Annotated in this window: 31 protein-coding genes; 5 read left to right on the top strand and 26 right to left on the bottom strand. The window is 52.1% G+C overall.

What is annotated here, in order from left to right; all coding sequences use genetic code 11:
• Positions 1–19: 19 nt before the first annotated feature.
• The 12 genes from SP68_RS05850 to SP68_RS05800 form a co-directional block, all read right to left on the bottom strand.
• Positions 20–466, bottom strand: a complete 447-nt coding sequence (locus SP68_RS05850) for a phage virion morphogenesis protein (RefSeq protein ID WP_040968794.1) — start codon at positions 464–466, stop codon at positions 20–22.
• On the bottom strand, positions 459–890 hold the full coding sequence (locus tag SP68_RS05845) for a phage tail protein (protein WP_040968795.1): 432 nt from the start codon (positions 888–890) through the stop codon (positions 459–461). The genes SP68_RS05850 and SP68_RS05845 overlap by 8 nt, the downstream gene beginning before the upstream one ends.
• Positions 853–1,098, bottom strand: coding sequence for an Rz1-like lysis system protein LysC (gene lysC, locus SP68_RS28800; protein ID WP_236946316.1), 246 nt, complete (start codon positions 1,096–1,098; stop codon positions 853–855). The genes SP68_RS05845 and lysC overlap by 38 nt, the downstream gene beginning before the upstream one ends.
• Entirely contained in the window at positions 986–1,414 is a 429-nt protein-coding gene (gene lysB / locus SP68_RS05840) for an Rz-like lysis system protein LysB (protein WP_040968796.1), read from the bottom strand. The genes lysC and lysB overlap by 113 nt, the downstream gene beginning before the upstream one ends.
• Positions 1,411–1,794, bottom strand: coding sequence for a DNZ54_00345 family protein (locus SP68_RS05835; RefSeq protein ID WP_040968797.1), 384 nt, complete (start codon positions 1,792–1,794; stop codon positions 1,411–1,413). The genes lysB and SP68_RS05835 overlap by 4 nt, the downstream gene beginning before the upstream one ends.
• A 4-nt stretch (positions 1,795–1,798) precedes the next feature.
• Entirely contained in the window at positions 1,799–2,308 is a 510-nt protein-coding gene (locus SP68_RS05830; RefSeq protein ID WP_040968798.1) for a lysozyme, read from the bottom strand.
• Positions 2,289–2,504 carry an HP1 family phage holin gene (locus tag SP68_RS05825; RefSeq protein WP_004144702.1) on the bottom strand — a complete coding sequence of 72 codons (216 nt, stop codon included), beginning with the start codon at positions 2,502–2,504 and terminating at the stop codon, positions 2,289–2,291. Before SP68_RS05825 ends, SP68_RS05830 begins: the two co-directional genes overlap by 20 nt.
• A gap of 3 nt (positions 2,505–2,507) precedes the next feature.
• The gene (locus SP68_RS05820; protein WP_004144701.1) at positions 2,508–2,711 is read right to left on the bottom strand and encodes a tail protein X; all 204 of its coding nucleotides are present in this window, start codon (positions 2,709–2,711) and stop codon (positions 2,508–2,510) included.
• Positions 2,711–3,175: a head completion/stabilization protein gene (locus tag SP68_RS05815; RefSeq protein ID WP_019704961.1), complete on the bottom strand. Its 465-nt coding sequence runs from the start codon at positions 3,173–3,175 to the stop codon at positions 2,711–2,713. The genes SP68_RS05820 and SP68_RS05815 overlap by 1 nt, the downstream gene beginning before the upstream one ends.
• A 96-nt stretch (positions 3,176–3,271) precedes the next feature.
• A complete protein-coding gene (locus SP68_RS05810) occupies positions 3,272–3,922 on the bottom strand; it encodes a phage terminase small subunit (protein WP_040968799.1) in 651 nt (216 codons plus the stop codon).
• Between the two features lie 3 nt (positions 3,923–3,925).
• Positions 3,926–4,990, bottom strand: a complete 1,065-nt coding sequence (locus SP68_RS05805; protein WP_040968800.1) for a phage major capsid protein, P2 family — start codon at positions 4,988–4,990, stop codon at positions 3,926–3,928.
• Between the two features lie 16 nt (positions 4,991–5,006).
• Positions 5,007–5,840: a GPO family capsid scaffolding protein gene (locus SP68_RS05800; RefSeq protein ID WP_040968801.1), complete on the bottom strand. Its 834-nt coding sequence runs from the start codon at positions 5,838–5,840 to the stop codon at positions 5,007–5,009.
• A gap of 140 nt (positions 5,841–5,980) precedes the next feature.
• On the opposite strand from SP68_RS05800, the gene SP68_RS05795 reads away from it, so the two are divergent.
• Together SP68_RS05795 and SP68_RS05790 are read left to right on the top strand one after the other, a co-directional pair.
• The gene (locus SP68_RS05795) at positions 5,981–7,744 is read left to right on the top strand and encodes a terminase ATPase subunit family protein (protein WP_040968802.1); all 1,764 of its coding nucleotides are present in this window, start codon (positions 5,981–5,983) and stop codon (positions 7,742–7,744) included.
• Between the two features lie 26 nt (positions 7,745–7,770).
• On the top strand, positions 7,771–8,775 hold the full coding sequence (locus tag SP68_RS05790; RefSeq protein WP_224224411.1) for a phage portal protein: 1,005 nt from the start codon (positions 7,771–7,773) through the stop codon (positions 8,773–8,775).
• 18 nt (positions 8,776–8,793) lie between these two features.
• Here the strand turns inward: SP68_RS05790 and SP68_RS26085 are convergent, their stop codons facing one another.
• From SP68_RS26085 to SP68_RS26075, 12 genes are all read right to left on the bottom strand, one after another.
• Positions 8,794–9,498 carry a DUF4145 domain-containing protein gene (locus SP68_RS26085; protein WP_071891529.1) on the bottom strand — a complete coding sequence of 235 codons (705 nt, stop codon included), beginning with the start codon at positions 9,496–9,498 and terminating at the stop codon, positions 8,794–8,796.
• Positions 9,499–9,761: 263 nt separating this feature from the next.
• Complete coding sequence (locus SP68_RS05785; RefSeq protein ID WP_040968804.1) at positions 9,762–10,019, bottom strand: hypothetical protein; 258 nt, start codon at positions 10,017–10,019, stop codon at positions 9,762–9,764.
• A 75-nt stretch (positions 10,020–10,094) separates the two neighbouring features.
• Entirely contained in the window at positions 10,095–10,328 is a 234-nt protein-coding gene (locus SP68_RS05780) for a DinI family protein (protein WP_040968805.1), read from the bottom strand.
• Positions 10,329–10,342: 14 nt separating this feature from the next.
• Entirely contained in the window at positions 10,343–10,531 is a 189-nt protein-coding gene (locus SP68_RS05775) for a hypothetical protein (protein WP_004144689.1), read from the bottom strand.
• 172 nt (positions 10,532–10,703) lie between these two features.
• Positions 10,704–13,109: a replication endonuclease gene (locus SP68_RS05770; RefSeq protein ID WP_040968806.1), complete on the bottom strand. Its 2,406-nt coding sequence runs from the start codon at positions 13,107–13,109 to the stop codon at positions 10,704–10,706.
• The gene (locus SP68_RS05765; RefSeq protein WP_040968807.1) at positions 13,106–13,957 is read right to left on the bottom strand and encodes a DNA adenine methylase; all 852 of its coding nucleotides are present in this window, start codon (positions 13,955–13,957) and stop codon (positions 13,106–13,108) included. The genes SP68_RS05770 and SP68_RS05765 overlap by 4 nt, the downstream gene beginning before the upstream one ends.
• Positions 13,954–14,181, bottom strand: a complete 228-nt coding sequence (locus tag SP68_RS05760) for a TraR/DksA family transcriptional regulator (protein ID WP_023318930.1) — start codon at positions 14,179–14,181, stop codon at positions 13,954–13,956. Before SP68_RS05760 ends, SP68_RS05765 begins: the two co-directional genes overlap by 4 nt.
• Positions 14,181–14,414 carry a DUF2732 family protein gene (locus tag SP68_RS05755; protein WP_024623053.1) on the bottom strand — a complete coding sequence of 78 codons (234 nt, stop codon included), beginning with the start codon at positions 14,412–14,414 and terminating at the stop codon, positions 14,181–14,183. Before SP68_RS05755 ends, SP68_RS05760 begins: the two co-directional genes overlap by 1 nt.
• A gap of 67 nt (positions 14,415–14,481) precedes the next feature.
• Positions 14,482–14,820: a DUF5347 family protein gene (locus SP68_RS05750; RefSeq protein WP_004144796.1), complete on the bottom strand. Its 339-nt coding sequence runs from the start codon at positions 14,818–14,820 to the stop codon at positions 14,482–14,484.
• Entirely contained in the window at positions 14,784–14,984 is a 201-nt protein-coding gene (locus tag SP68_RS26080) for a phage filamentation protein Fil family protein (protein ID WP_071891526.1), read from the bottom strand. Before SP68_RS26080 ends, SP68_RS05750 begins: the two co-directional genes overlap by 37 nt.
• 7 nt (positions 14,985–14,991) lie before the next feature.
• A complete protein-coding gene (locus tag SP68_RS05745) occupies positions 14,992–15,501 on the bottom strand; it encodes a phage regulatory CII family protein (protein ID WP_040968808.1) in 510 nt (169 codons plus the stop codon).
• Positions 15,502–15,536: 35 nt separating this feature from the next.
• The gene (locus tag SP68_RS26075; RefSeq protein WP_000102104.1) at positions 15,537–15,776 is read right to left on the bottom strand and encodes a hypothetical protein; all 240 of its coding nucleotides are present in this window, start codon (positions 15,774–15,776) and stop codon (positions 15,537–15,539) included.
• Positions 15,777–15,898: 122 nt separating this feature from the next.
• Between SP68_RS26075 and SP68_RS05740 the strand changes: the two genes are divergently transcribed.
• From SP68_RS05740 to SP68_RS27710, 3 genes are read left to right on the top strand one after another with little or no spacing between them, the layout of a single operon-like run.
• Positions 15,899–16,528 (top strand): phage repressor protein CI, encoded by a 630-nt coding sequence (locus SP68_RS05740; RefSeq protein WP_004151019.1) that lies wholly within the window; start codon positions 15,899–15,901, stop codon positions 16,526–16,528.
• Between the two features lie 2 nt (positions 16,529–16,530).
• Complete coding sequence (locus SP68_RS05735; protein ID WP_040968809.1) at positions 16,531–17,550, top strand: site-specific integrase; 1,020 nt, start codon at positions 16,531–16,533, stop codon at positions 17,548–17,550.
• A gap of 1 nt (position 17,551) precedes the next feature.
• Complete coding sequence (locus tag SP68_RS27710) at positions 17,552–18,631, top strand: hypothetical protein (RefSeq protein WP_136071177.1); 1,080 nt, start codon at positions 17,552–17,554, stop codon at positions 18,629–18,631.
• A gap of 409 nt (positions 18,632–19,040) precedes the next feature.
• Here SP68_RS27710 and SP68_RS05730 read toward each other — a convergent pair whose 3' ends face one another.
• A complete protein-coding gene (locus SP68_RS05730) occupies positions 19,041–19,841 on the bottom strand; it encodes a hypothetical protein (protein WP_012967416.1) in 801 nt (266 codons plus the stop codon).
• Positions 19,842–19,965: 124 nt separating this feature from the next.
• The gene (locus tag SP68_RS05725) at positions 19,966–20,850 is read right to left on the bottom strand and encodes a LysR family transcriptional regulator (protein ID WP_012967415.1); all 885 of its coding nucleotides are present in this window, start codon (positions 20,848–20,850) and stop codon (positions 19,966–19,968) included.
• Between the last annotated feature and the right edge of the window lie 197 nt (positions 20,851–21,047).

The following is a 21,047-nucleotide window of genomic DNA, read 5'->3' as shown; positions in this document are numbered from 1 at the left end:
ATTTTTTCATAATTCATAATCACCCTGCAAGCCAGTTCAGCAGGGTGTCATGTATGCTTATTTTTACCTCATCATTCATACCTAGCAAACGGCGCTCTGAATACTTCACCTCCGGCCCTTTACGGCTGACCCGATCACGTAAGCCATAGTGATGCACGCGGGCTATGCGCTGCACCCGGCTCCCAAACTCGACGCTTGCCGCGTCCTGGCTGGCGAGGGCTTTCAGGTATCTTGTGGTGCGGAGTTTTGCAAACATCTGCCGACGGATGCGGCCCTGTTTCGTTCTGGCCGTCACGCGACGCGGCTCGTAAGCCGTCCCGTCTGGGTTGCGCTGCATCCTGATATTTTTCTGCTGGCTGCGGCGCAGCTGCTGCGCCAGCTCCCGCATCATGCGCTTACGTGCGGCAGGCTCCAGACCCGCCAAGAGCGCATCTAACCAAGCTTCAACTTCCTGCAGCTCAGCCATGGCTCACCGCCCACATTTCGTCCGGTTCGTCCGGTTCCGGCACCGCTTCGACGCTGAACACGTCACCGTCAGCGCTGACTATCACACGCTCTGTCAGTTGCAGGTTCAGGCTGATATCACAGATATCATTGCGCAAAATATCGACTTCAAAGGAAAGCAACTTTTCCCGCAGTTCCGGGTTATGAATGGCATCCGGCTGATTTTCCCTTAACCAGGCCACCACCGGCGCCATCAATAACCCCTGATCGCCGCTAAAATCCACAATCACCACATTCAGGGTGTAACGATATTCCCATGAAAGTGACGCTGCCCCGGTTGCCACCACCGATCCGTTATCAACGAACAAATGCAGCTTATCCGGGTTATCACGGACATATGGCACCGCGTTATTCAGGGCGCGGCGTAAGGATTGAGGCTTGTTCACTGTTTCGCTCCTGACAGGAAATTATCGTGTCCACTTTGTCGGCGCAGACCGCCCAGGCAGCCTCTGCTTCATCCAGCGCAGTCAGCAGATCACCGTTAGTGCGTGCCGCCGACTTTTCCAGGCGACACTGCGCCACTCTGGGGCAACCATTCACGGTAAGCAGCACCTCCGGCGAGGGCTGGACGTTCGCGCATCCTGATAATGTCAGCAGGCAGAAGAGTGTCAGCCCAGCGGCGTAAATCCTCATTTTCACGTTTTAACTCCTCAATTCTGCGCTGACGGCTTCGCAGCAGCGCGTTTGTACTTTCTGCCGCCGCGTAAAGCCTTGCCTGTTCCCGGTTATTGGTTTCGGACAGGATGGACAAGGCGATCAGCTGGCTGTTCGTTTTTGCCAGTTTTTCGCCTGTCGTTTTCAGATCCCGCCCTTGCTGCTCGATGGTCTGGCTGGCCTCCTTCATCCGCCATGACTGCCAGCCAAGCGCCAGCACTACCAGTGCCAGAATTACCGCCAGCGCCTTCGTCATACCGTCACCGGCTCCACATCAATAATCTGCGCACGCAGAACCTTAAGCGCGACCAGCGTCAGCAGATAAAATACCAGGGTGACAACGTGGCCCGTAAAGGCGAGAAAAATCACAAGCAGTGAACACCAGGCCCATCTGATCACCTGGTTTCCTGGCGTACTGAAAAAGCGCGTCAGCGCCTGCTTTGCCTCTCCCCGATGAGTGCCGCCCGCATACCACCCAGCCATGCAAAGCAGCACCGCTCCCCAGCTCAGCAGGCAGGCTACCCAGGTCAAGGCTGTAACCAGTGCCGGAACAATACTGTTTGGAACAAAGAGACTAAAAATCATCAGCGCCGTGTACAGCACCGAAAATAACCCACCGATCAGTTTCTTTTTCATTTCGTTACGCTCCTTTTAAGCACCAGGACAGCTCCCGCGCGCGGCGGTTGTCCAGCCCCGGATTAAATACGCCTTTGACGTATACCCAGCGCGGCAACTGATAGCAGGCATCGCGCCAGCGCTTCTGATTGATAAATTTCACCATGGTTGAACCGCAGGCATTGCCGGTTCCCACGTTGAAGGCCAGCGATACCAACGCGTCATAGACGTTCTGCGGTACGCTCACCAGGACACAGCGATCCAGCGCCTTCTCCACCCTTAAAACGTTGGTGATGAAACTCCCGGCGGCCTGCCGTTCCGTGATGGTCTTCCCCGGCACCACGCCGGACGTATTGCCAATGCCATCGGTCCACACCCCCGCATCACACTGATACGGCTGCAGGCGGCAACCCTCGTAATCGGCTATCAGCTTCAACCCTTCCACTGAGGTATGAAGTTGCTGAAAGCCCGGCAGGGTGGCGGCAATCACCAGCACCGCCCCTACCAGGCAGCGTTTAACGGTTGAAGGATTCATATTCCCCCTGTGTAATTTTTCCGCCGCGCAGCAGCTGGTAGGTTTTGTGTTTGTAGTACCAGTTGATGGCCAGCATCAGCACGCCAATCAACACACCGCCCACTGTCGACACATCCTTAAGCGATAAATCTCCCATCCATGCCAGCAGTACAGCGATGCAGTACGTGATGAAGGCGCTGATCCGTTCAAGCGTCATATTTCAGTCCCATAACTGGACGGTCTGCACCGTGGAAGTGGTGGCAATATCCGGCAGCTCCACCTGCAGCCCGTGTGGTAAGAACGGGCCGTGCTCAGCCAGCCCCGGATTTGCCTGCAGTACCTGCTCCGTGACGCCCTGCGTGCGTCCGTAATGACGCCAGCAAAGCGCGTCCACCGTGTCACCCTGGTACGCACGCACTTTCATCAGATCAGCTCCACCGTACAGTGAGGCGCATCCTGTACCCGGCTGATTGCCCAGCGAGCATCACGCCACAGATCGCCGCTGGCCTCCGCCAGCTCATCCCCCCTTTTCACACCGGAGGCCGTGGCGTCGTAGTCCTGGTAACGCTCATTCACCTGCGCACGTGCCCAGCAATAAACGGCGTTGTGGTAGTGGTGAATACGTTCGCTTTTACCGTCCAGCAAGTCCGCCGGTACATCGGCCAGCGTCATAAATCCCAGCGCCTGCTGGCGCTTGCGGAAGTCGTACAGCTCCGCATTGACCTCTGACATGGCAGACCGGATGAGTTGTCCGAGACGGGGTGACGTCACCGTGCCATCCGTCCGCATCACGCTGCGAAACTCTGATAAATCAACATCGGGCCAGAACGGCGTATTTTTGATAATTTCCGCCTGTTCCGGCGCCTGCTCAGGCGCAACAAACTTCATGCGGGCTTTCTCCTGAAATAGTGGGCGGTGGACGGGGGTTTGATGTGGCAAAAGCCTTTCGCCACCCCGTGCCGCCCGTGCGCGGGGCACGTTCCGTTAACGGCTGTCATTGCGCAATCTGCGCTCCAGCTGCTGTTTTTCTTTTTTGACGCCACAGCGTGGATCAAGCTGCAGCGCATGATTGATGTGATTCAGGGCGGAGGCCGGGCTGGTTTCGGTCAGTACAGCGCCAATCGCTTTATGCAGGCGTGCCCGTGACTGGTCTGGCATATCCTGGCCGTCTGTCAGCTCCAGTGTCTGCAGTAACAACCCGGCATCGAAAGATTCACCTGCCAGCAGGGCGGCCTGCGCAGCGTCTGCCATTTCCTCTGCCAGCACTGTCTGGACGTTACGGTTTCCGATGGGCATCACCCATCCGTGCCGCAGCGCATGACGCCCTGCATCGAGCGCACCGGCATAATCACCGGCATCGATACGCCAGAGCATTACAAACATCACCACGTCATCCTGCCGGGCACCATCAGCAGCCAGCACCCCCTCCACCCAGGCGGAATAACGGGGCAGCAGTTCCACTTTGATTTGGGCTTTCTTCACGGTGGACTGGATACCTCTCAGGCGGCGGCGGTCCTCCGCCAGCTGCATCAGCATCAGGTCATACCCCGTCGCGTGGCGAACATTGCCGCCCTGCCGGGCGGCCTGTTCAGCCTGGACGCGCAGGCGGTGCTGCCGTGCGGGACTCAGGCTCATGCGTTATGCCCCCTCGCCTTCCGGTACAGCTGGCGCGCTGAAATCCCCCATCTGGATGTTTTCGACCAGCGCCGCGCAGCGGTAATCCTCAACCACATACGCTTCATTGACGGACTCGAAATTCTCGACACGGTCACGTTTCGGGTTATCGATAACAGAACGACGGCGGGTATCTTCCTGCCAGTAAATGGACAGGTTATCCAGGCGGGTGATCAGCAGTGCATTCGCAGGGAAATACGGCGCGCGTACAGCCTGCAGGCCACCCATGCGTTTCTGGCTGATGATCAGATCAGCGGCCAGCTTCTCCGTGTTCTCCTGGTCTTTGTTAACCAGCGGGAAATACTTGTCAGACAGCAGCTCACGGCCACAGACCACCACCAGATCATCATCATCCTGATACACCGGGTCGATCAGCTCGTTGACCGCATCCATCACCACGGCATCCAGGTTGGCATAATCGCCACCCTTACCAACCTTCACGGCGCCTTTGGTGGTCACGCCGTCTTTGGTTTCGCTGCCCATGACATGATCCGGCGCATCTTCGCGGATTTTTTGCAGCCAGCCCTTATTTACGTCCTGCAGCATCGGGTTGGCGTCGCGGTCAGAGGTTTTGGCACGCTTCACGCCGTTAAACCCGATCATGATGCGGTCCAGAGCCTGGCGCTTCACGATGGCGTTACGGATCCGTACCTGGAAATCCTGGAATTTTGCCCACAGGTCCAGCTTTGCGTAGGTCAGCACCGTATCAAAGTTGGTCTGCTCGCATTTGTATTCCACGTCCGCCATCACTGTCGGGTCAGTTGGTTCGCGCTCTTTGGTGGTGGTATCCGTGGTACCGGCAATCGTGCTACCGACACCCAGCCCCAGCAGCTGGCCTGACTGCTCATCCACCGGGGTGATGTTAATCAGTGTCAGAAAGGCAGCGGACTGCTGGATCTGGTCTTCCAGCGTCTGCTGTACCGACGGCTCAACGGTGAATTTGCTGGAAAGTTCTTCCACTTCCACGTTGTTCAGGCGTGCCAGCTGCTGCAGGTAGGCGTTAAAGGCAAAACGGGTTTTCTTTTTCATTGGTTCTTATGCTCCATCAGCAATTGGTCAGTGTGCCTGCCGGTGCGTTTCCGCCCGGCGCGCGCTGGCGATAATCTTTGCGGCTGTCTTCCTGGCTCAGCCGCTGCTCCAGTTCAGCAAAAGCGGTCTGCTGTTCCTGCAGGGAGGCTTCCAGCTCAGCAATGCGCGTATCCTGCGCAGACAGGGAGTTATTAGTGCGTTCGCTCAGGTTTTGCTGTTCAGTAGCAATCAGCTCAACCGCGCGATGCACGTCAGAAAAACGCTCTTCATCGTTCTGTTCTTTTTTGGTGAACATCGCGGCAACGCGGGAAAACAGGGAGGGTTTATCGTCCTGGACTTCTTCCCACTCGATCAGCGTTTCTTCGGCGGCGGTAAAGAGGTTTTCAGGGTTTTGCTTGCGGCCTGCCAGGGGGTTACTTCTGGCGCTGGCGCTAAACTGCAGCATTTCAGTACCCAGGCTTGCGGGATCATCCGTCGCCGCCAGGCCAACCAGGTAGGCTTTGCCGGTATCGGCAAAACTGGTATTGACTTCCATCGAGGTAAACAGCTTTTGCAGATTACGGGTATACGCTACCAGGTCCTCTGACGGGGTGATCCACGCATACAGGGCCAGTTTCCCTTTCAGCGGGCCGTCTGCAATCTCCTCTGTTTCCAGCTTATCCACTGTCCCGAAACGGCGGAAAGGGCTATCAGGGGTGTAACCCTTGATGTGCTCCAGATTAATCAACGCGGTATACAGCTGCGGGTCATAGCTCGCCGCCATCTGTTCCAGCCAGGCACGCTCAATATTGCGCCCGTCTGTCGTTGCCCCTTCCACACCGATGCGGAAGCGCTTTGCTTTTACAGCCATGTGACCGACTCCATCAAATAACTCTGTGAGGCCTTATGGTTGCTGCGATGGAGGGGGTGAAACAACGCGCGGACCTTGTGCGGTAAACCATACAAAGGCCAGCCGGGGAAAGGTGCCAGGCAAGGCCGTATGTTTGTGCCATGGAAACGATGACCCCCGCAGACCTCGATCCCCGCAGGCAGGCATTACTGCTGTATTTTCAGGGATACCGCGTAGCCCGCATTGCTGAAATGCTGGGCGAAAAAGTTGCAACCGTTCACAGCTGGAAAAAGCGCGACAAGTGGGGCGAATACGGCCCACTCGATCAGATGCAGCTCACCACTGCCGCCCGCTATTGCCAGCTCATCATGAAGGAGCACAAGGAAGGGAAAGACTTTAAAGAAATAGACCTGCTGGCTCGCCAGTCTGAACGACACGCCCGTATCGGTAAATTTAACAACGGTGGTAATGAGGCGGACCTTAACCCCAACGTGCAAAACCGCAACCGCGGCACCCGCAAACAACCTGAAAAAAACCAGTTCAGCGACGAACAGATCGAAAAGCTGGAAGAAATTTTCCGCAACGGAATGTTTGAATATCAGCGCCACTGGTGGGAAGCAGGAATTAAGCACCGCATCCGCAACGTGCTTAAATCGCGCCAGATCGGCGCTACGTATTATTTCGCGCGTGAAGCGCTGATGGACGCCCTGATGACAGGGCGAAACCAGATTTTCCTGTCAGCCAGTAAAGCCCAGGCGCATGTTTTTAAGCAGTACATCAGCGAGTTTGCCAAAGAAGTCGACGTGGAATTAAAAGGCGATCCCATGGTGCTGCCAAACGGCGCCACGCTGTATTTTCTCGGGACCAACGCCCGCACCGCGCAGAGCTACCACGGCAATCTGTATCTTGATGAGTATTTCTGGATCCCGAAATTTCAGGAGCTACGTAAAGTCGCCTCCGGCATGGCGCTGCACAAGAAATGGCGCCAGACCTATTTCTCAACGCCTTCCAGCCTGACGCACAGCGCTTACCCGTTCTGGTCCGGCGCCCTGTTCAATCGCGGGCGGGCAAAAGCTGATCGCGTTGATATCGACCTGACCCACTCAGCCCTTGCTGCCGGTCTGCTTTGCGCTGACGGTCAGTTCAGACAGATCGTGACGGTGGAGGACGCCGTGCGCGGTGGCTGCAACCTGTTCGACCTCGACCAGCTGCGCCTGGAGTACAGCCCCGACGAGTACCAGAACCTGCTGATGTGTGAGTTCATCGACGATCTCGCCTCAGTTTTCCCACTGGCTGACCTGCAGGCCTGCATGGTGGACAGCTGGGAAGTCTGGGAAGACTTTCAGGCGCTGGCCCTGCGTCCGTTCGGCTGGCGCGAAGTCTGGATCGGCTATGACCCGGCGAAAGGTACCCAGAACGGTGACAGCGCTGGCTGCGTAGTCATTGCTCCACCGACGGTTCCCGGCGGTAAGTTCCGCATCCTTGAGCGTCACCAGTGGCGTGGAATGGACTTCCGCGCCCAGGCAGAGGCCATCCGCAAACTGACGCAGCAGTATAACGTGACCTACATCGGCATTGACTCCACCGGCGTCGGCCACGGTGTTTATGAAAACGTAAAAGGCTTTTTCCCTGCCGTGCGGGAGTTTGTCTATAACCCCAACGTCAAAAACGCCCTGGTGCTCAAGGCATACGACATTATCAGCCACCGCCGTCTGGAGTTTGACGCCGGGCATACCGACATTGCGCAGTCATTTATGGCTATCCGCCGCGCCACCACCGCCAGCGGAAACCGCCCTACCTACGAAGCCAGCCGCAGCGAAGAAGCCAGCCACGCAGATTTGGCCTGGGCAACGATGCACGCACTGTTTAACGAACCGCTGCAGGGCGAAGCCGCCAATACCAGCAACATTGTGGAGATTTTTTAATGACTGAGAATACCGCACAGGATGTGATGCCACCTGACGTACAACCCAATGATGCAGCGACTACTCAGGCGTTCAGCTTTGGCGATCCCATTCCGGTACTGGACCGCCGAGAACTTCTGGACTACGTAGAATGCGTGCAAATGGACCGCTGGTATGAGCCGCCGGTGAGCTTTGACGGGCTGGCGCGGACCTATCGCGCAGCCGTACATCACAGCTCACCGATTGCCGTTAAGCGTGACATTCTCAGCAGCACCTACATTCCGCACCCACTGCTTAGCCAGCAAGCTTTTACCCGTTTTGTGCAGGATTATCTGGTATTTGGTAACGCCTACCTGGAAAAACGGACTAACCGACTTGGCGGGGTCTTGTCACTGGAGCCATCACTGGCGAAGTACACCCGGCGAGGTCTTGACCTCGACACTTACTGGTTTGTGCAATATGGGCTTACTACACAGCCCTATGAGTTCACAACGGGTAGCATCTTTCACCTGATGGAGCCGGACATTAACCAGGAAATCTACGGACTGCCCGGCTACCTCTCAGCTATCCCTTCAACTCTGCTTAATGAGTCGGCAACGCTGTTCCGCCGGAAGTATTACATCAACGGCAGCCATGCGGGTTTCATCATGTACATGACCGACGCAGCGCAGAATCAGGAAGACGTGAACAATATCCGCCAGGCAATGAAAAGCGCTAAAGGGCCGGGTAACTTCCGCAACTTATTTATGTACTCTCCCAACGGAAAAAAGGACGGCATCCAGATCATCCCGTTGTCGGAGGTTGCGGCAAAGGATGAGTTTTTAAACATCAAAAACGTGAGCCGCGATGACATGATGGCAGCACACCGCGTACCTCCGCAAATGATGGGCATTATGCCAAACAATGTTGGAGGATTTGGTGATGTTGAGAAAGCTAGCAAAGTGTTTGTTCGAAATGAATTGTTCCCACTTCAAAAAAGGCTAGAACAAATTAACGAGTGGCTTGATGATGAAATTATCATCTTTGAACCTTATAATTTAGAATTTAATTAGATACGACTGAGGCGGCTCTTACGAGCCGCTTTCGTTATGTCTTTTTTGTCGTCTTAATTTAGCCTCTTCTAAGCGTGCTTTTTCAGTGTACAGGCGTTCTAATAAGACATATGTAAACTCCTCTAGGTCAATTGCAGATGTTTTATCAAGGAGCCCATCATGGGCACCATCATTTCCATCATCTTTTACGCATTCGGCTAAATCTCTCATAGCCTGAGGTAAGACCTGGTTGTCAAACAACCATCCCATACGCAATCCCAAACTACGTCTGATTCTGCTTCCCGGCTCCTGCCCCTCTGGCGGTAGTAGTTCCTTTGTAGCCATATCCAGACATAGCCTGTACATTGTTGCAGCAGCGTTGTAACACCCAACGGACAAGCATTTTGCCCCTTCTATAAAAGCATCATTTATTTTCTCTGGAAGAAACTCAGGTGGTGGGCTTACTTTCAAATCTGCTGGACCAACCGTACCTGTAATAGTGCCAATAGCATTTAAATTAAAAGCAGAACGCCACTCAACTCCCTCAAAGGTTTTTTGCTCTGCCGAAGGTTGAGCAATAAAAATTGTGCCACGCATGCATTGCCGGCAAATACAATATAACTCATAAATCTTTATAGTAATATTGAAGCCTATATGTCGATCCTGTATATAATTCCCATCTTGAATATTAAATGTAATTCTCTGACTTCCGCAACGTGGACAATCATTAACCATAATCGCCATATAACAAGTTCCTCTATTTATTAGTAGCAATGCGATAACACTTTTACTTTAAAGAACTCATTTCAATTTTTCTACGACCTTTTGTCATAGTTTTGAGCTTTTGCGCGCGCTCGTATCCCCGCCACGCCTGCCCGCTTTGTATAGTGGTTTTCATGCACCTGCATGAGACATGCAAAAGCCCGCCAGAACTGGCGGGCCGGAGCTAAAACGATCCTCAAACGATCATGCAGATTCATGCGGCATAGCCATGCACTCTCGTTTTTTCAGGTTAGCCTGAAATCCTCGTCAAAATCCATGAAGTTTTCAGCCACTCGAGATGAGAGGATGATGTACTTAACTCCCTCACTAAGGGGAACGGGGCGATCAAGTTCAAACATAAAAACACCATCATAGGTTTTACCCAGCCAGAACCCGCCGCCGCAGGATTTTGGCCGCTGAAACAGCACCCAGCCACCCGGGACATACTTTATTAATGACTCATAGCGATAAACGACCTGATAATTGCTGTCTTTAGACCCCATAGCCTAACGCCTCGCCTTGCTCGTTGTTCAACCTTGCAGGCGGTAAAAACCAGTTTTATCGCCTGCAACGTTTTGTTAATGCATCCAGCTGTCGTCTTCCCAGACCTGCTGCATAATTTCCATTACCCGCTGTTTATCCTCATCAAGTTTTAAGCCGGTCAACTCGATACCGTTGGCACTGCCTTTACGAATGCGGATCGCCGTCTTGGGATACAAAGGGGTCAGGTTGCGGTAAAGCTCGGTTTCGAGTGCTTCCAGTGTCGCCTGGCTAATTTTCTGCTCTTTATCAATCATTATTTCGACACGCATGGAGATCATCCCTTCTAACTGGAAACATCCATTGACCGGCTGTACTCATGGCTACGGATTTTCGCCATTAATTCATCTGTCAGCTCTGAGACCCACTGGATAGCAAGCCGCTTCTCTTCATCGCTGCACTCACTAGCCGCTACAAGCTTGATAAAAAAATCAATACGCTGGAGCTTCAACGACTCCAAAAGATAGTCCTGCATTTTCCCTCCGATCCTCACTACAGGATATGTAATGCCACATCCCTACATACGGACAACCAAACACTGTACATACATACAGTATAATACGTTTTTTAAGTTGTAAAATACTTTTTATCATTCAATCAGATGTGTCCGATGTAGCAGAAAAAAGGCGAAAAATGCGCCCCCTTCATCAGTACCACTGGCGCCACTTATCATCTTCCTGCAGCCTTTGGTTCCGGTAAAAGACACGCAGACCGGCACCGGATGGAATACTGCCGCCGCGCAGAAGCAGATCGATCTCCGCCTCCGAACCATCAAAGCCTCTCGATTTAAGTTCATACTCCAGCTGCAGGCGCTGCTGATTATCCACATCCTGCCTGTACCCTTTCCGGCGCTTAGGCTTAACCATCCGAAGCCGCGCGTTTAGCTCCCTCAGCTCCTTTTTGCTCATGCTATGGAGATATTCCTGCAGCTCCCGCTCATCCATACCCGTAATATCCGGTAAATCCTGTCCGCTTACGGACCCGTTTTCGTTCATTTTTTCCACAGGGGGACAGTTATTGCCACGAGTCCAAGGGGCGCAAGCGCCCAGGTCGGCTGGCGCCTCCTGAACGTCAACGGCCTTACGAACCATTTTCCACTTCATCGCATGCGTGCAAATCCGGCCCTCAATAATCGGGGACCAGATGCCATAAATACGGATGCCGTGATCGCCATAGGCTGATGGCTCGTCATTGAGTTCATAAGCCGTGCGGACCAGGTGATGTTTACGCGGAACCAGTACGCCGCCCTGTTTCATGATGTAGGTGGCAAAACACCCGGCATCGGCTGCCGCCAGCACGGCATCCAGACGCGGGTTATCCAGTACCGGCGCACCGGCTTTTTTATCGCCCTGCTGTCGTGCAGCCTGGCCTGCCAGCAAACGCAGCTCGCGGTATGCCTGACGCCCCGGAATACCGAAAAAGCGGAATTGCTGGACGCGATGCAGTGAAGCCCAGGCATTGACATGTTCGGCGTTGTCCCGCAGTGATCTGCCGGTTTCTTTGCTGATTTCGTTAGCCAGGCCGCGCCCGTCGATGTTCTTACTGATGTACTTCGCGATGTAGCTGGTAGGCGTACCCTTGCGCGGATTGATCAGCTCAGACTTAAATCGCGGGCCGGTAGTGTTGCCCAGCTCCTCGCGGTCCTCACGGATGGCAAATTTACGCAGCAGCGCGGTGATGGATTTGCGGTCTTTTTTGCGCATGAAGCACAGCAGGTGCCAGTGCACGGTGCCGTCATGGTGTGGCTCAGCAACGCGGACGCCATACCAGCGCAGCCCAGCTTTGTGCATCGCCTTACGGAAGGCGGCGAACATATTCACCAGATAATCGCTGCTCTGCCGGACCGTGGCACTGGTCCATTTCGGGTTTGGCCTGCCGTTATTGAGCGTTGCGTGAAAGCGTGACGGGCAGGTGATGGTATAGAACACGGCGCATTCACCACGCATTTCTGCGATCAGCTCCAGCCCTTTAACGCAGGCCATCATTTCGTTGCGCCGGTGCGCCGGATTGCTGCTGCTGGCGTTTACCACGTCTTCCATATCCAGCGTATCGCCCTGCTCATTGGTCAGCTCATGCGAGCGGAAGAATTCCAGCGATTTGCGGCGCTGTTCGCGTTTATGGATCACGGCCTCATAGCTGACATACGGGGACGCCTTTTTGTTAACCAGGCAGACGGCGCGCAGCTGTTCTTCCCGCCATTCACACCGCATCTGCCACAGCTTGCGATACCACCAGTCAGCACAGAGCATACGAGCAAGCGAACCCGGAATAAGTTCGTATGGGACCGGGTTACGGCGGTGCTTTTTACGGCGCAGCTGCTCGAAAGCAGGCGGGATAACATCAAGGCGCATGGCCTCAGTGGCCACCCTTTCCCATGACCGGCGGATCTCTTCCAGCGTAACGTCTTCATCCGCAAATAGCTCACCGCAGGCAGCATCCAGACACATGCTCATGTGTGCCGCCACCAAGGTAGATAACCGCTTAACCTGATCCTGGTTCATTTCAGGAAGAACCAGCAGGCCCTCCAGCCCGTCGTGGCGCGCCATAAAACGGAATGACGCAGAAACCTGGCTGGTACGCACGCGCTCCAGGCGTTCAAGGCACGGCCTGATGGTTTCACGTAGATAGCGGGAATATGCCTTCGGCTTGCCCAGGCCCTCGAAATATTTGATGCGCTCAAGCAGTGGCTTGCTGATATGTGATGCTTCAGCGCTTACGTCTGCCAGAATCACCAGATCGGGATTAAACCGCTGCTGCTCGCGGGCCATTTTGGCACGGCTGATCAGCAGGTCCTTCTCCATTTCCCGCTGAACAGGATCACGGGATTCATTGAAGAAATAGCGGTCCCAGACCTCATTACTCAGAGCCTCGCGGCGCAGCTGTTCCTGCTCGTTATCCGCAGCATAGAGAGTAATCAGGTTTGAAAGCGCAGAAACCGGCGCTACTTCTGCCGGGCCCAGATAGGGGTTAATCGCCTTTTTAGGTACATTCCAGGCAAAAGCAGCGGCGGAATCTTCTGCTCCGCCGTGCTTTTCAACTTCGTGATGACTCACGCGCGCCCCTCATGCACGACAGAGCAATCAGGGCCGCCAGCTAGATCAAAGCCAACCCATACCCCCGGCTTCAGTACAGCAATAAGTTCGTCAGCACTTTTTCCTTCGCCCGCGGCAACGCCGATGCTGCGCTTTACGTTAATGCGGTCATGAGTGAAATTTCGATACAGGGAACGAGTCAGAACAGTGTCGCTGTTCGAAACAATGACCGGATGGCCTTCTGATGCCCGGCGCTCAAGAATAGAGGCCAGCTGATACTGATCGTCCTCTGTAAAACCGGCAGTGTGATAGTTGCTGAAAGTACCGTCATAGGGCGGATCGCAATAAATAACATCCCCAGGCACTAATAACGCCAAAGTTTCGTCATAGCTGGCGCAGATAAACGTGGCACGGGTAGCTTTTTCAGCAAAAGCGCGAATTTCATTTTCAGGAAAATACGGTTTTGTATAATGACCGTAAGGCGCGTTGAATTCGCCCTTTTTGTTATAACGACAAAGGCCCCGATAGCAATGACGATTTAAGAATAAAAAGAGAGGCGCTTGCCACTCAGGATCTTTATCATGATTGAATGAATCCCGGCCATCATAATAACCATCTGCACTATTGAAAATTTTAAACAGGTGTTTGGCACGCTCAATAAAATCTGATGCGTTTGTAGCTATCTCCCGATATAGATTTATTAAGTCAGGGTTAATATCCGCGACAAGATAATGAGGATACTCTGTCGCCATCATCACGGCGCAGGAACCCGCGAAAGGTTCAACCAGTCGCTGGCCTGCAGGCAGGTGCTTTTTCAGCTCATGCATGACGGCGGTTTTATTGCCCGCCCATTTCAGGATGGTGCTCATACAGCACCCCCATTGTAGTGTTTGCCTTTCAGCTCTGCGATTTCCTGACAGGTGATGCAGCACTGCACGCCAGGAATAGCGCGGCGGCGGGCTGGCGGTATTGGTGCGTCGCAGTCAATGCACAAGACACGGGAAACGCCCGGCGCTTTACTGCGGGCGGTGTGGATGTGCCGCTGGCGTTCTTCTTCAACGCGCTGCTGTACGAGGTCCATAGAATCAGCCATCAGTGGATCTCCTGCGCTTCGTTCTGGATGTTTTCCGCAGCAACGCGCAGCAGCTCCGCCGCCTCAACGTGATTAAGCTGGCGCGATGTGATGTGACACGCCAGACTATCAAGGCGGGCAGCCATTGCCGCAGCACGTGCGCGGCGTTCTTCCATGCGGGCCTCTGTCAGTATCTGGTTAAGACCTGCATCATCCGGGCCGATTTTGTTGGAACGGGTTTCGATATTTCTCATTGTTGTTTCTCCTGAATTTGGGCAAAAAAATGCCCGGCGGGTTTACGCCATTAATTTCACTTACTGGTTAATTCGGCATGGCTAGCCGTTTTGGAAATAAACTCACGACTGCGCGAAGATGGTTCATCACACCAATAAGTGCGGTTACCTCGTCACTCGTCAGCTCACTAAATTCAACGCAGTGACGCTCCTTGCTAATATTTGCAAGAAAAAATAATGCAGCAAGCACACGATTATTCAGCTCGTACTTTTCATCACGCTTATCACGCATTTCGTTAATAAAACGATTAAGTTCTTTTTCACAGTCGCCATATAGAGCGGTACGTAATACAGATATATGATTTAACGCACTGGCACGCTGCCCGGCGCTCATATTGATAGTGATATCTTCAGCTTTGAAAGCCATGACATTCTTTTCCTGTTACCGGTTAAACCTTCCAGCAGCGCATCCTGAGAGCGGCACGGATGCCAGCGCTTGCCATCCTTCCCCATGATCCAGCCATGCCCGAAATGAGGTGATGGGCTTTGCTTAACGAGCAGCGATGCGAGTGATGGTTGTTTAGTGAACATAGCCACCTCAGATCAAACCAAACGAGGCACCCAGGCCAGTGACTGTATCAATGGTGCTGGCCATCGCCGGGCTTGCCTGCAGGCGCGCCTGCAACGTCACTGCGGTTAATGCCATCAGTCGAGTAACTGAATTGATGCTATCAACAATCTGGCGGCGCCCTGCCGTTGTGTGCGCTTCGCCGGAAACAGCGCCGGCAGCCACGCGGCCGATTTCTGCCGTAGCTTTTAGAACATAATCCGGCATCTTTTCGCGCGCGACTTCGTTTAGCGGCACGCACGGGAGACAGTGGATCTGCGCCAGGAAACCATCAACCAACGCTGAATCCTCGGTCAGATCAGTAAGCAGCCAGATTTCCGGTGCGGTAAGTTGGTGCGGCTGGTCCGGGTTTAGCTTATTGCGCAGTGTCTGGACATTCATTCCCGCGCGTTCTGCCAGTTTCGCCATGTTGTGACGCAGCGCGAAAGCCCGGCAGGCTTCATCAAAATGCGGATGTTTGGAAATCTTATAATCAAACATGTGAGCCCCTTAAAAAGTTCTCATAATCGAACTCACTAACCTACAATGACGCGGAAGTTGGAATGACCAAGAGACTCACGGACCTGATCGGTTTTGTACATTAAGTAACGCAGGCTTACGCGACCTTTATTTTTCTCTTTTTTAACCATGTACTTAGCAAGCTGACCATGATGAATTTTTTGGTATACAGAGCCACGGGAAATACCTTCCCACTCCGCGAACTCTGCAGGCGTAGCCATCTCTTTTGGTACTCGAATTGAAATATCTGTGCTCATAGTGCAGTATCTCTTAGTTTTAGTGCGATTTATGATGTTCAACCCCAACTTCCAAACTCTCACTTTAGAAGTTGGACATAACTTACGATCCCGATATTAGATTGTCAAATGGAGAGTTCAACTTGAAGATTAACAGCGGTACAAATACGGGAGGAAGGGAAGCTATCAAAAGGCTAATGACTGCCTACGGTTTCAATACTCAGATTGCTTTAGTTGAGCATCTTCAAGCCTCTAAAAGTACTATGGCAAACAGGATGTTACGTGACAGCTTTCCTGCTGACTGGGTTATCCAATGCGCTCTTGAAACAGGCATTTCTCTGCTCTGGTTAACAACAGGGCAAGGCGAAATGTACCCTCAGGCAGACGAAAAAAATAAGTCCAAAAACGAGAGTCAGCCCACAGTACGCCCCCTTTCTAAGATTGTCGTCCCGCCAGTGAAACAGGTAACGATAGAGGGCGGTACTTTTAATGAACTGGAGGATATTTATCTTGATCAGGGGCTGATTTCAGGTAAAGCAGAAGACTGTTTGTACGTAAAAACGACTGAAGGGGATTACGTTATTGATACCTCTACAAAACAGCTCAGTAACGGAATCTGGCTTATCGATATTGATGGAATGAAAAGTATCGTGAAGATTGCCCGCATCCCCGGGAATAAAATTATTGTTCATCAAGATGACACCTCTTTTGAATGCTCTGTCGACGACGTTGAGGTAATTGGCCGTGCAGTAAAAGTCATTAAGAGCATTTAATTATGACGATCAGAAAGCAGCCGAACGGAAAGTGGTTATGCGAGTGTTATCCGAACGGACGTGACGGGAAGCGCGTGCGCAAGCAATTTGCGACAAAGGGCGAGGCTGTAGCATTCGAAAATTTCACCATGGATGAAGTGAACAAAAAACCGTGGCTGGGTGAAAAGGAAGATCGGCGGCGTTTGTCAGAATTGATTGAGCAGTGGCACTCCCTTTACGGCCAGACGCTGGCAGACCCTAAGCGCCTAATGGCGAAATTGAATATTATCTGCAATGGCCTGGGCGATCCCGTGGCCTCTGAGTTAACCGCCGGTGATTTTACAAAATATCGTGAAGCCCGATTAAAAGGTGAAATACGAAACGAAGAAGGCGCGCTAATGTCGCCAGTAAAGCCCCGCACGGTAAACCTGGAACAGCGTAACTTATCATCCGTTTTTGGCACCTTGAAAAAGCTGGGTCACTGGTCAGCCCCTAACCCACTCGCCGGGCTGCCAACATTCAAAATCGCAGAGGGAGAACTGGCTTTCCTGGCCCCGGACGAAATTAAACGCCTGCTTGATGCCTGCGCTGACTCTCAAAGCCCGAGCTTGCTGATGATTGCAAAAATATGCCTGGCCACTGGCGCACGCTGGAGTGAGGCCGAAAACCTGCAAGGCCACCAGTTATCGAAATACCGCATCACTTATACCAAAACGAAAGGCAAGAAAAACCGTACCGTACCAATATCTCAGGATCTATATGACGAACTCCCAAAAACTAGAGGGAAGTTATTCACACCATGCAGAAAAGCCTTTGAGCGGGCAGTTAAGCGAGCCGGTATCGATTTGCCAGAGGGGCAATGTACTCACGTTCTGCGCCATACATTCGCAAGCCATTTTATGATGAACGGCGGAAATATACTTGTTCTGCGCGATATTCTGGGCCATGCCGATATAAAAATGACTATGATTTATTCTCATTTTTCGCCCGAACATTTAGAAGATGCTGTTACTAAAAATCCATTAGCCACTTTGGAGATTTAAAATGGAAAAATACATCATTAGCATTATATACTTTTCACTACTTATATTTTTATGTTGTATCTTTATAAAAAAAAGATACTACAAGATTAATCATAAAAGTCTTTTAGAACAACCTATTTTCTGGGTTTCAATTGGTGTTCCTTTGGCTACATGTATTTTTTTAGGTGCTTTAATTTGGGTAGGTAAATGGCACTCATTTAGCCTGACAAGTCATGGCTATAGTCGATTCCTAGAAATATCAAAATTACCGTTATTAGTACTAGCTTCTGCGGTTCCGTTTGCCTCCATTATAAACAACCTCCACCGCACAATCCAAACAGAGAAACAAATCTCTGAATCTGAAAAGAAAAATAAGACTGACGGATATTACGCTCATGCTAAATTCCAAACTGATTACCTTAAATCCTTACCTGAAACAAAGCTAACAACAAACATCTTACAAATCAATGGTAGATTAGCTGAGGAGTCAAAAACTTTTAAAATTACTTACCCCCTATCTTTGTATAAAAAATTATATCCCAATTGTGATCCTATAAATGGGGCAGAATATGATGCAGATAAAAATTACACTGCGTTAATCCTCAAGTCATGGGTAAAAATAAACAGAACACTTAATGAACTACATAAAAACACTAATAAAATAGCACATGTAAAACTGGATGATGCAAGTATTTTATTAAAACTATGGTATGAGTTAGAGATGGAGGCAATTAATATTTGCAATCACCTTGAAATAATATACCCAACTTATCAAAAATCTTTTTCAATAGAATACGGCAATTCAAAATTAATCACATACGTCTCTTCTATGAATGAGATGTATAAAATACTTGAAGCTTTAGAGAATATTTCTGTAGGAATTATTGACGCCGTAAATCAATTCACGATGGTTGGTGCACATGTATTTACCAAAACTAAAAAATTGTTTTCCGTATGGGGAAGACCCATTGAGCTTAATCAATTAAGTCCTGATTTTAAAATACAACAAATAATTTCACCCGATGTTCCTTTGCTGATTTTAAATGGTAAACGCTATGTAGATATGGCTAGATATGGCGACATTTTGGCGGCAAAGCATTAAAATAGTATAAAACAGACAAGCACAACATAACACTAACCAACTGTTTTTAGTCACAATATACTGTTTTTGTTATAGAAAGGATGGTATGTAGGAATTTCGGACGCGGGTTCAACTCCCGCCAGCTCCACCAAAATTCTCCATCGGTGATTACCAGAGTCATCCGATGAAGTCCTGAAAGCCCGCACGGCGCAAGCCCTGCGGGCTTTTTTGTGCCTTGAATTTATCCCGCGAAGTCCGAAGAGAACTCATTAAATCCGAACCTTTTAGGCCCATTGATAGGCCCAACGAAAAGCCCTGTTGTTTTCGCGCTACCAATTACCCGCCAACCCCCCCTCTCAGAATTAGACCTCCCACGACACTCGCACAACCCTTTCACCCTCCGGCCGCGTCCGCGGCCGGAGAGATAGATTTACCCCTTGGCAGAATACACGTCCAGCATGGCAAGGACCGCCCGACGCGCTGCATCGTCTGCGATATTGTCAGGCAACGCATCAGCCCGCAGAGTGACATAAGCGTCAGCAGCCCTTCGAATGGCAATCCCGACGGAGTGACGATCGTGCGTTGCCAGGGTGGAAGTCAGCAGGCCATCGGGATCAATGCCGAGGGCTTCTATTCGGCGAACACCGCGTTGCGGTAGATTGGCGCGACGGAACAGCATCGGCCCCAGCACTTGTTCCCGGAAGAAAGACAGCATCCCCATCGCTTCGAAGAGTTCCCCCCTGCCCAGTTTAACCACGGCATAATGCAGCCAGATCCAGGCTCGGGACTCAAACCACTCCGGCGTCATATCCGGCCAGTGCGCGCTAAATTTTGCCAGTTGTCGCTCTAGAGCATCGTTATCTCGGGTAAATAACACGGCAGGCTCTTCAACGCGCTGAGTGAGCATGTCCAGAGTGATAAATTTCAGATCGACATGCAGAAGTTCCGGGCCAAACAGGCAGATCAGCAGGCGAGGCTCACCGACGTGTTCCCCGGTGAAAGCATGTAGCAGATGGCCGAGCGTTCCGGCGAACGCCATACGCTGAGCCATGATTTCGTCATAATAGAGAGGGTCGACCACCACCACGAAATCCAGATCGGAGTATTGATCAAACCCGCCATGGATAAACGAGCCGCCAGCGAGAAGGGAGTGGATCCGCGAATCAGACTGTAATTTAAGCTTCAGTTGCTCTGCAAAACTTCTGTGTAAATCGGGTAGCGTATTAAGCATACTTTTTCCTGTTCACAAAAAAGACAAAGCATTACAGAATATCGAGCGATTCATCAGCAGACCAGATATTTCTGCTGGAACCCTACGCTCCATCGCGAAGCGCTAAATGCAAGCAATACCTCCCTCAGACCACCTCGCTCATCCACTCAGCAAACGCCCGCACAGCGGGAGAGAGAAAGCGCTGGTGCGGATAGAGCAATGTGACGGGTACCGGGGGCGGCTGCCAGTCCGTCAGCACTTCCACCAGTCTCCCCTCCTGCAGGTGGTCAGCAACGATATTCTCCGCCAGCTGCGCCAGCCCGAAGCCCGCCAGGCACATTTTTATATAGAGCCCCGTTTCATTCACCGCGGCGTTGCCGCTGACGGGTACAGAAAAGGTCTCCCCGTGGCGAACAAAGCGGAACTCATCGGCCCGTCTCGCCTGGCCGGAGAAATAATGCACCGCCCGGTGCTTAGAGAGCGCCTCCGGTGACGACGGCACGCCATATTCCCTGAGATAGTCCGGCGACGCGCAGGTTACCCAGCGAAAGCGGCCCAGAGGGCGGGCCACCAGGCTGGAGTTGTTCAGCTCTCCCATGCGTATCACGCAGTCGACACCTTCCTGAATCAGATCGACCTGCCGATCGCTGACGCCGATCATCAGGTAGATATCGGGATAGCGCCGGTAAAAGTCCGGCAGATGCGGCATGACGATGAAATGCGCGATGCCCGCGGGCATATCAACCCGCAGGCGCCCCTGAGGCCGCGCGACAGACTCGCTGAGGCTGGATTCGCTATGTTCGATGAGGGCGAGAATTTCCCGGCACTGCGCCAGATACTGCAGCCCTTCCGGAGTGAGACTCACGCGCCTTGTGGTCCGGTTCAGCAGCCGCACCTTCAGGTATTGCTCAAGGTTTTTAATGGTACTGGTGACAGTGGAGGCAGGCAGGGAAAGGGTTTCCGCGGCGCGCACGAAGCTCCCTGCCTCCGCGACGCGCATAAACATCTGCATAGCCTGGATACGATCCACCTTCTTTCTCTCCTGAAGCAAGCAACTTACCGACAGACGGCATGATTATTCGTTAATTATGAATAATGAAAACAATTTACGCACCTTTTTGCGCTTAATAGCCTGGCGTATCGTTGCGCTATGGGTATCGCGTGAGGGGCCAAAAATGGCCATGCCCTCAATAAATATCCAGAGAATCATAACGTTAAATAACACGC

Source organism: Klebsiella variicola, from assembly GCF_000828055.2.
Lineage (GTDB): Bacteria > Pseudomonadota > Gammaproteobacteria > Enterobacterales > Enterobacteriaceae > Klebsiella > Klebsiella variicola.
Note: the sequence above shows the minus strand (reverse complement) of the source record. Positions and strands in the feature narration are given on the sequence as shown.

Coding starts and splice junctions, on each gene's coding strand:
- SP68_RS05820 (WP_004144701.1), bottom strand. CDS start 2,711: ATGAAAGTGCGTGCGTACCAGGGTGACACGGTGGACGCGCTTTGCTGG.
- SP68_RS05815 (WP_019704961.1), bottom strand. CDS start 3,175: ATGAAGTTTGTTGCGCCTGAGCAGGCGCCGGAACAGGCGGAAATTATC.
- SP68_RS05750 (WP_004144796.1), bottom strand. CDS start 14,820: ATGGCTTTCAAAGCTGAAGATATCACTATCAATATGAGCGCCGGGCAG.
- SP68_RS05835 (WP_040968797.1), bottom strand. CDS start 1,794: ATGAAAAAGAAACTGATCGGTGGGTTATTTTCGGTGCTGTACACGGCG.
- SP68_RS05830 (WP_040968798.1), bottom strand. CDS start 2,308: ATGAATCCTTCAACCGTTAAACGCTGCCTGGTAGGGGCGGTGCTGGTG.
- SP68_RS05735 (WP_040968809.1), top strand. CDS start 16,531: ATGACGATCAGAAAGCAGCCGAACGGAAAGTGGTTATGCGAGTGTTAT.
- SP68_RS05790 (WP_224224411.1), top strand. CDS start 7,771: ATGCCACCTGACGTACAACCCAATGATGCAGCGACTACTCAGGCGTTC.
- SP68_RS26080 (WP_071891526.1), bottom strand. CDS start 14,984: ATGTTCACTAAACAACCATCACTCGCATCGCTGCTCGTTAAGCAAAGC.
- SP68_RS05785 (WP_040968804.1), bottom strand. CDS start 10,019: ATGGGGTCTAAAGACAGCAATTATCAGGTCGTTTATCGCTATGAGTCA.
- SP68_RS05825 (WP_004144702.1), bottom strand. CDS start 2,504: ATGACGCTTGAACGGATCAGCGCCTTCATCACGTACTGCATCGCTGTA.
- SP68_RS05800 (WP_040968801.1), bottom strand. CDS start 5,840: ATGGCTGTAAAAGCAAAGCGCTTCCGCATCGGTGTGGAAGGGGCAACG.
- SP68_RS05780 (WP_040968805.1), bottom strand. CDS start 10,328: ATGCGTGTCGAAATAATGATTGATAAAGAGCAGAAAATTAGCCAGGCG.
- SP68_RS27710 (WP_136071177.1), top strand. CDS start 17,552: ATGGAAAAATACATCATTAGCATTATATACTTTTCACTACTTATATTT.
- lysB (WP_040968796.1), bottom strand. CDS start 1,414: ATGACGAAGGCGCTGGCGGTAATTCTGGCACTGGTAGTGCTGGCGCTT.
- SP68_RS05805 (WP_040968800.1), bottom strand. CDS start 4,990: ATGAAAAAGAAAACCCGTTTTGCCTTTAACGCCTACCTGCAGCAGCTG.
- SP68_RS05765 (WP_040968807.1), bottom strand. CDS start 13,957: ATGAGCACCATCCTGAAATGGGCGGGCAATAAAACCGCCGTCATGCAT.
- SP68_RS26085 (WP_071891529.1), bottom strand. CDS start 9,498: ATGGCGATTATGGTTAATGATTGTCCACGTTGCGGAAGTCAGAGAATT.
- SP68_RS05745 (WP_040968808.1), bottom strand. CDS start 15,501: ATGTTTGATTATAAGATTTCCAAACATCCGCATTTTGATGAAGCCTGC.
- SP68_RS05810 (WP_040968799.1), bottom strand. CDS start 3,922: ATGAGCCTGAGTCCCGCACGGCAGCACCGCCTGCGCGTCCAGGCTGAA.
- SP68_RS05755 (WP_024623053.1), bottom strand. CDS start 14,414: ATGAGAAATATCGAAACCCGTTCCAACAAAATCGGCCCGGATGATGCA.
- SP68_RS05760 (WP_023318930.1), bottom strand. CDS start 14,181: ATGGCTGATTCTATGGACCTCGTACAGCAGCGCGTTGAAGAAGAACGC.
- SP68_RS05730 (WP_012967416.1), bottom strand. CDS start 19,841: ATGCTTAATACGCTACCCGATTTACACAGAAGTTTTGCAGAGCAACTG.
- SP68_RS05795 (WP_040968802.1), top strand. CDS start 5,981: ATGGAAACGATGACCCCCGCAGACCTCGATCCCCGCAGGCAGGCATTA.
- SP68_RS05775 (WP_004144689.1), bottom strand. CDS start 10,531: ATGCAGGACTATCTTTTGGAGTCGTTGAAGCTCCAGCGTATTGATTTT.
- SP68_RS26075 (WP_000102104.1), bottom strand. CDS start 15,776: ATGAGCACAGATATTTCAATTCGAGTACCAAAAGAGATGGCTACGCCT.
- SP68_RS05850 (WP_040968794.1), bottom strand. CDS start 466: ATGGCTGAGCTGCAGGAAGTTGAAGCTTGGTTAGATGCGCTCTTGGCG.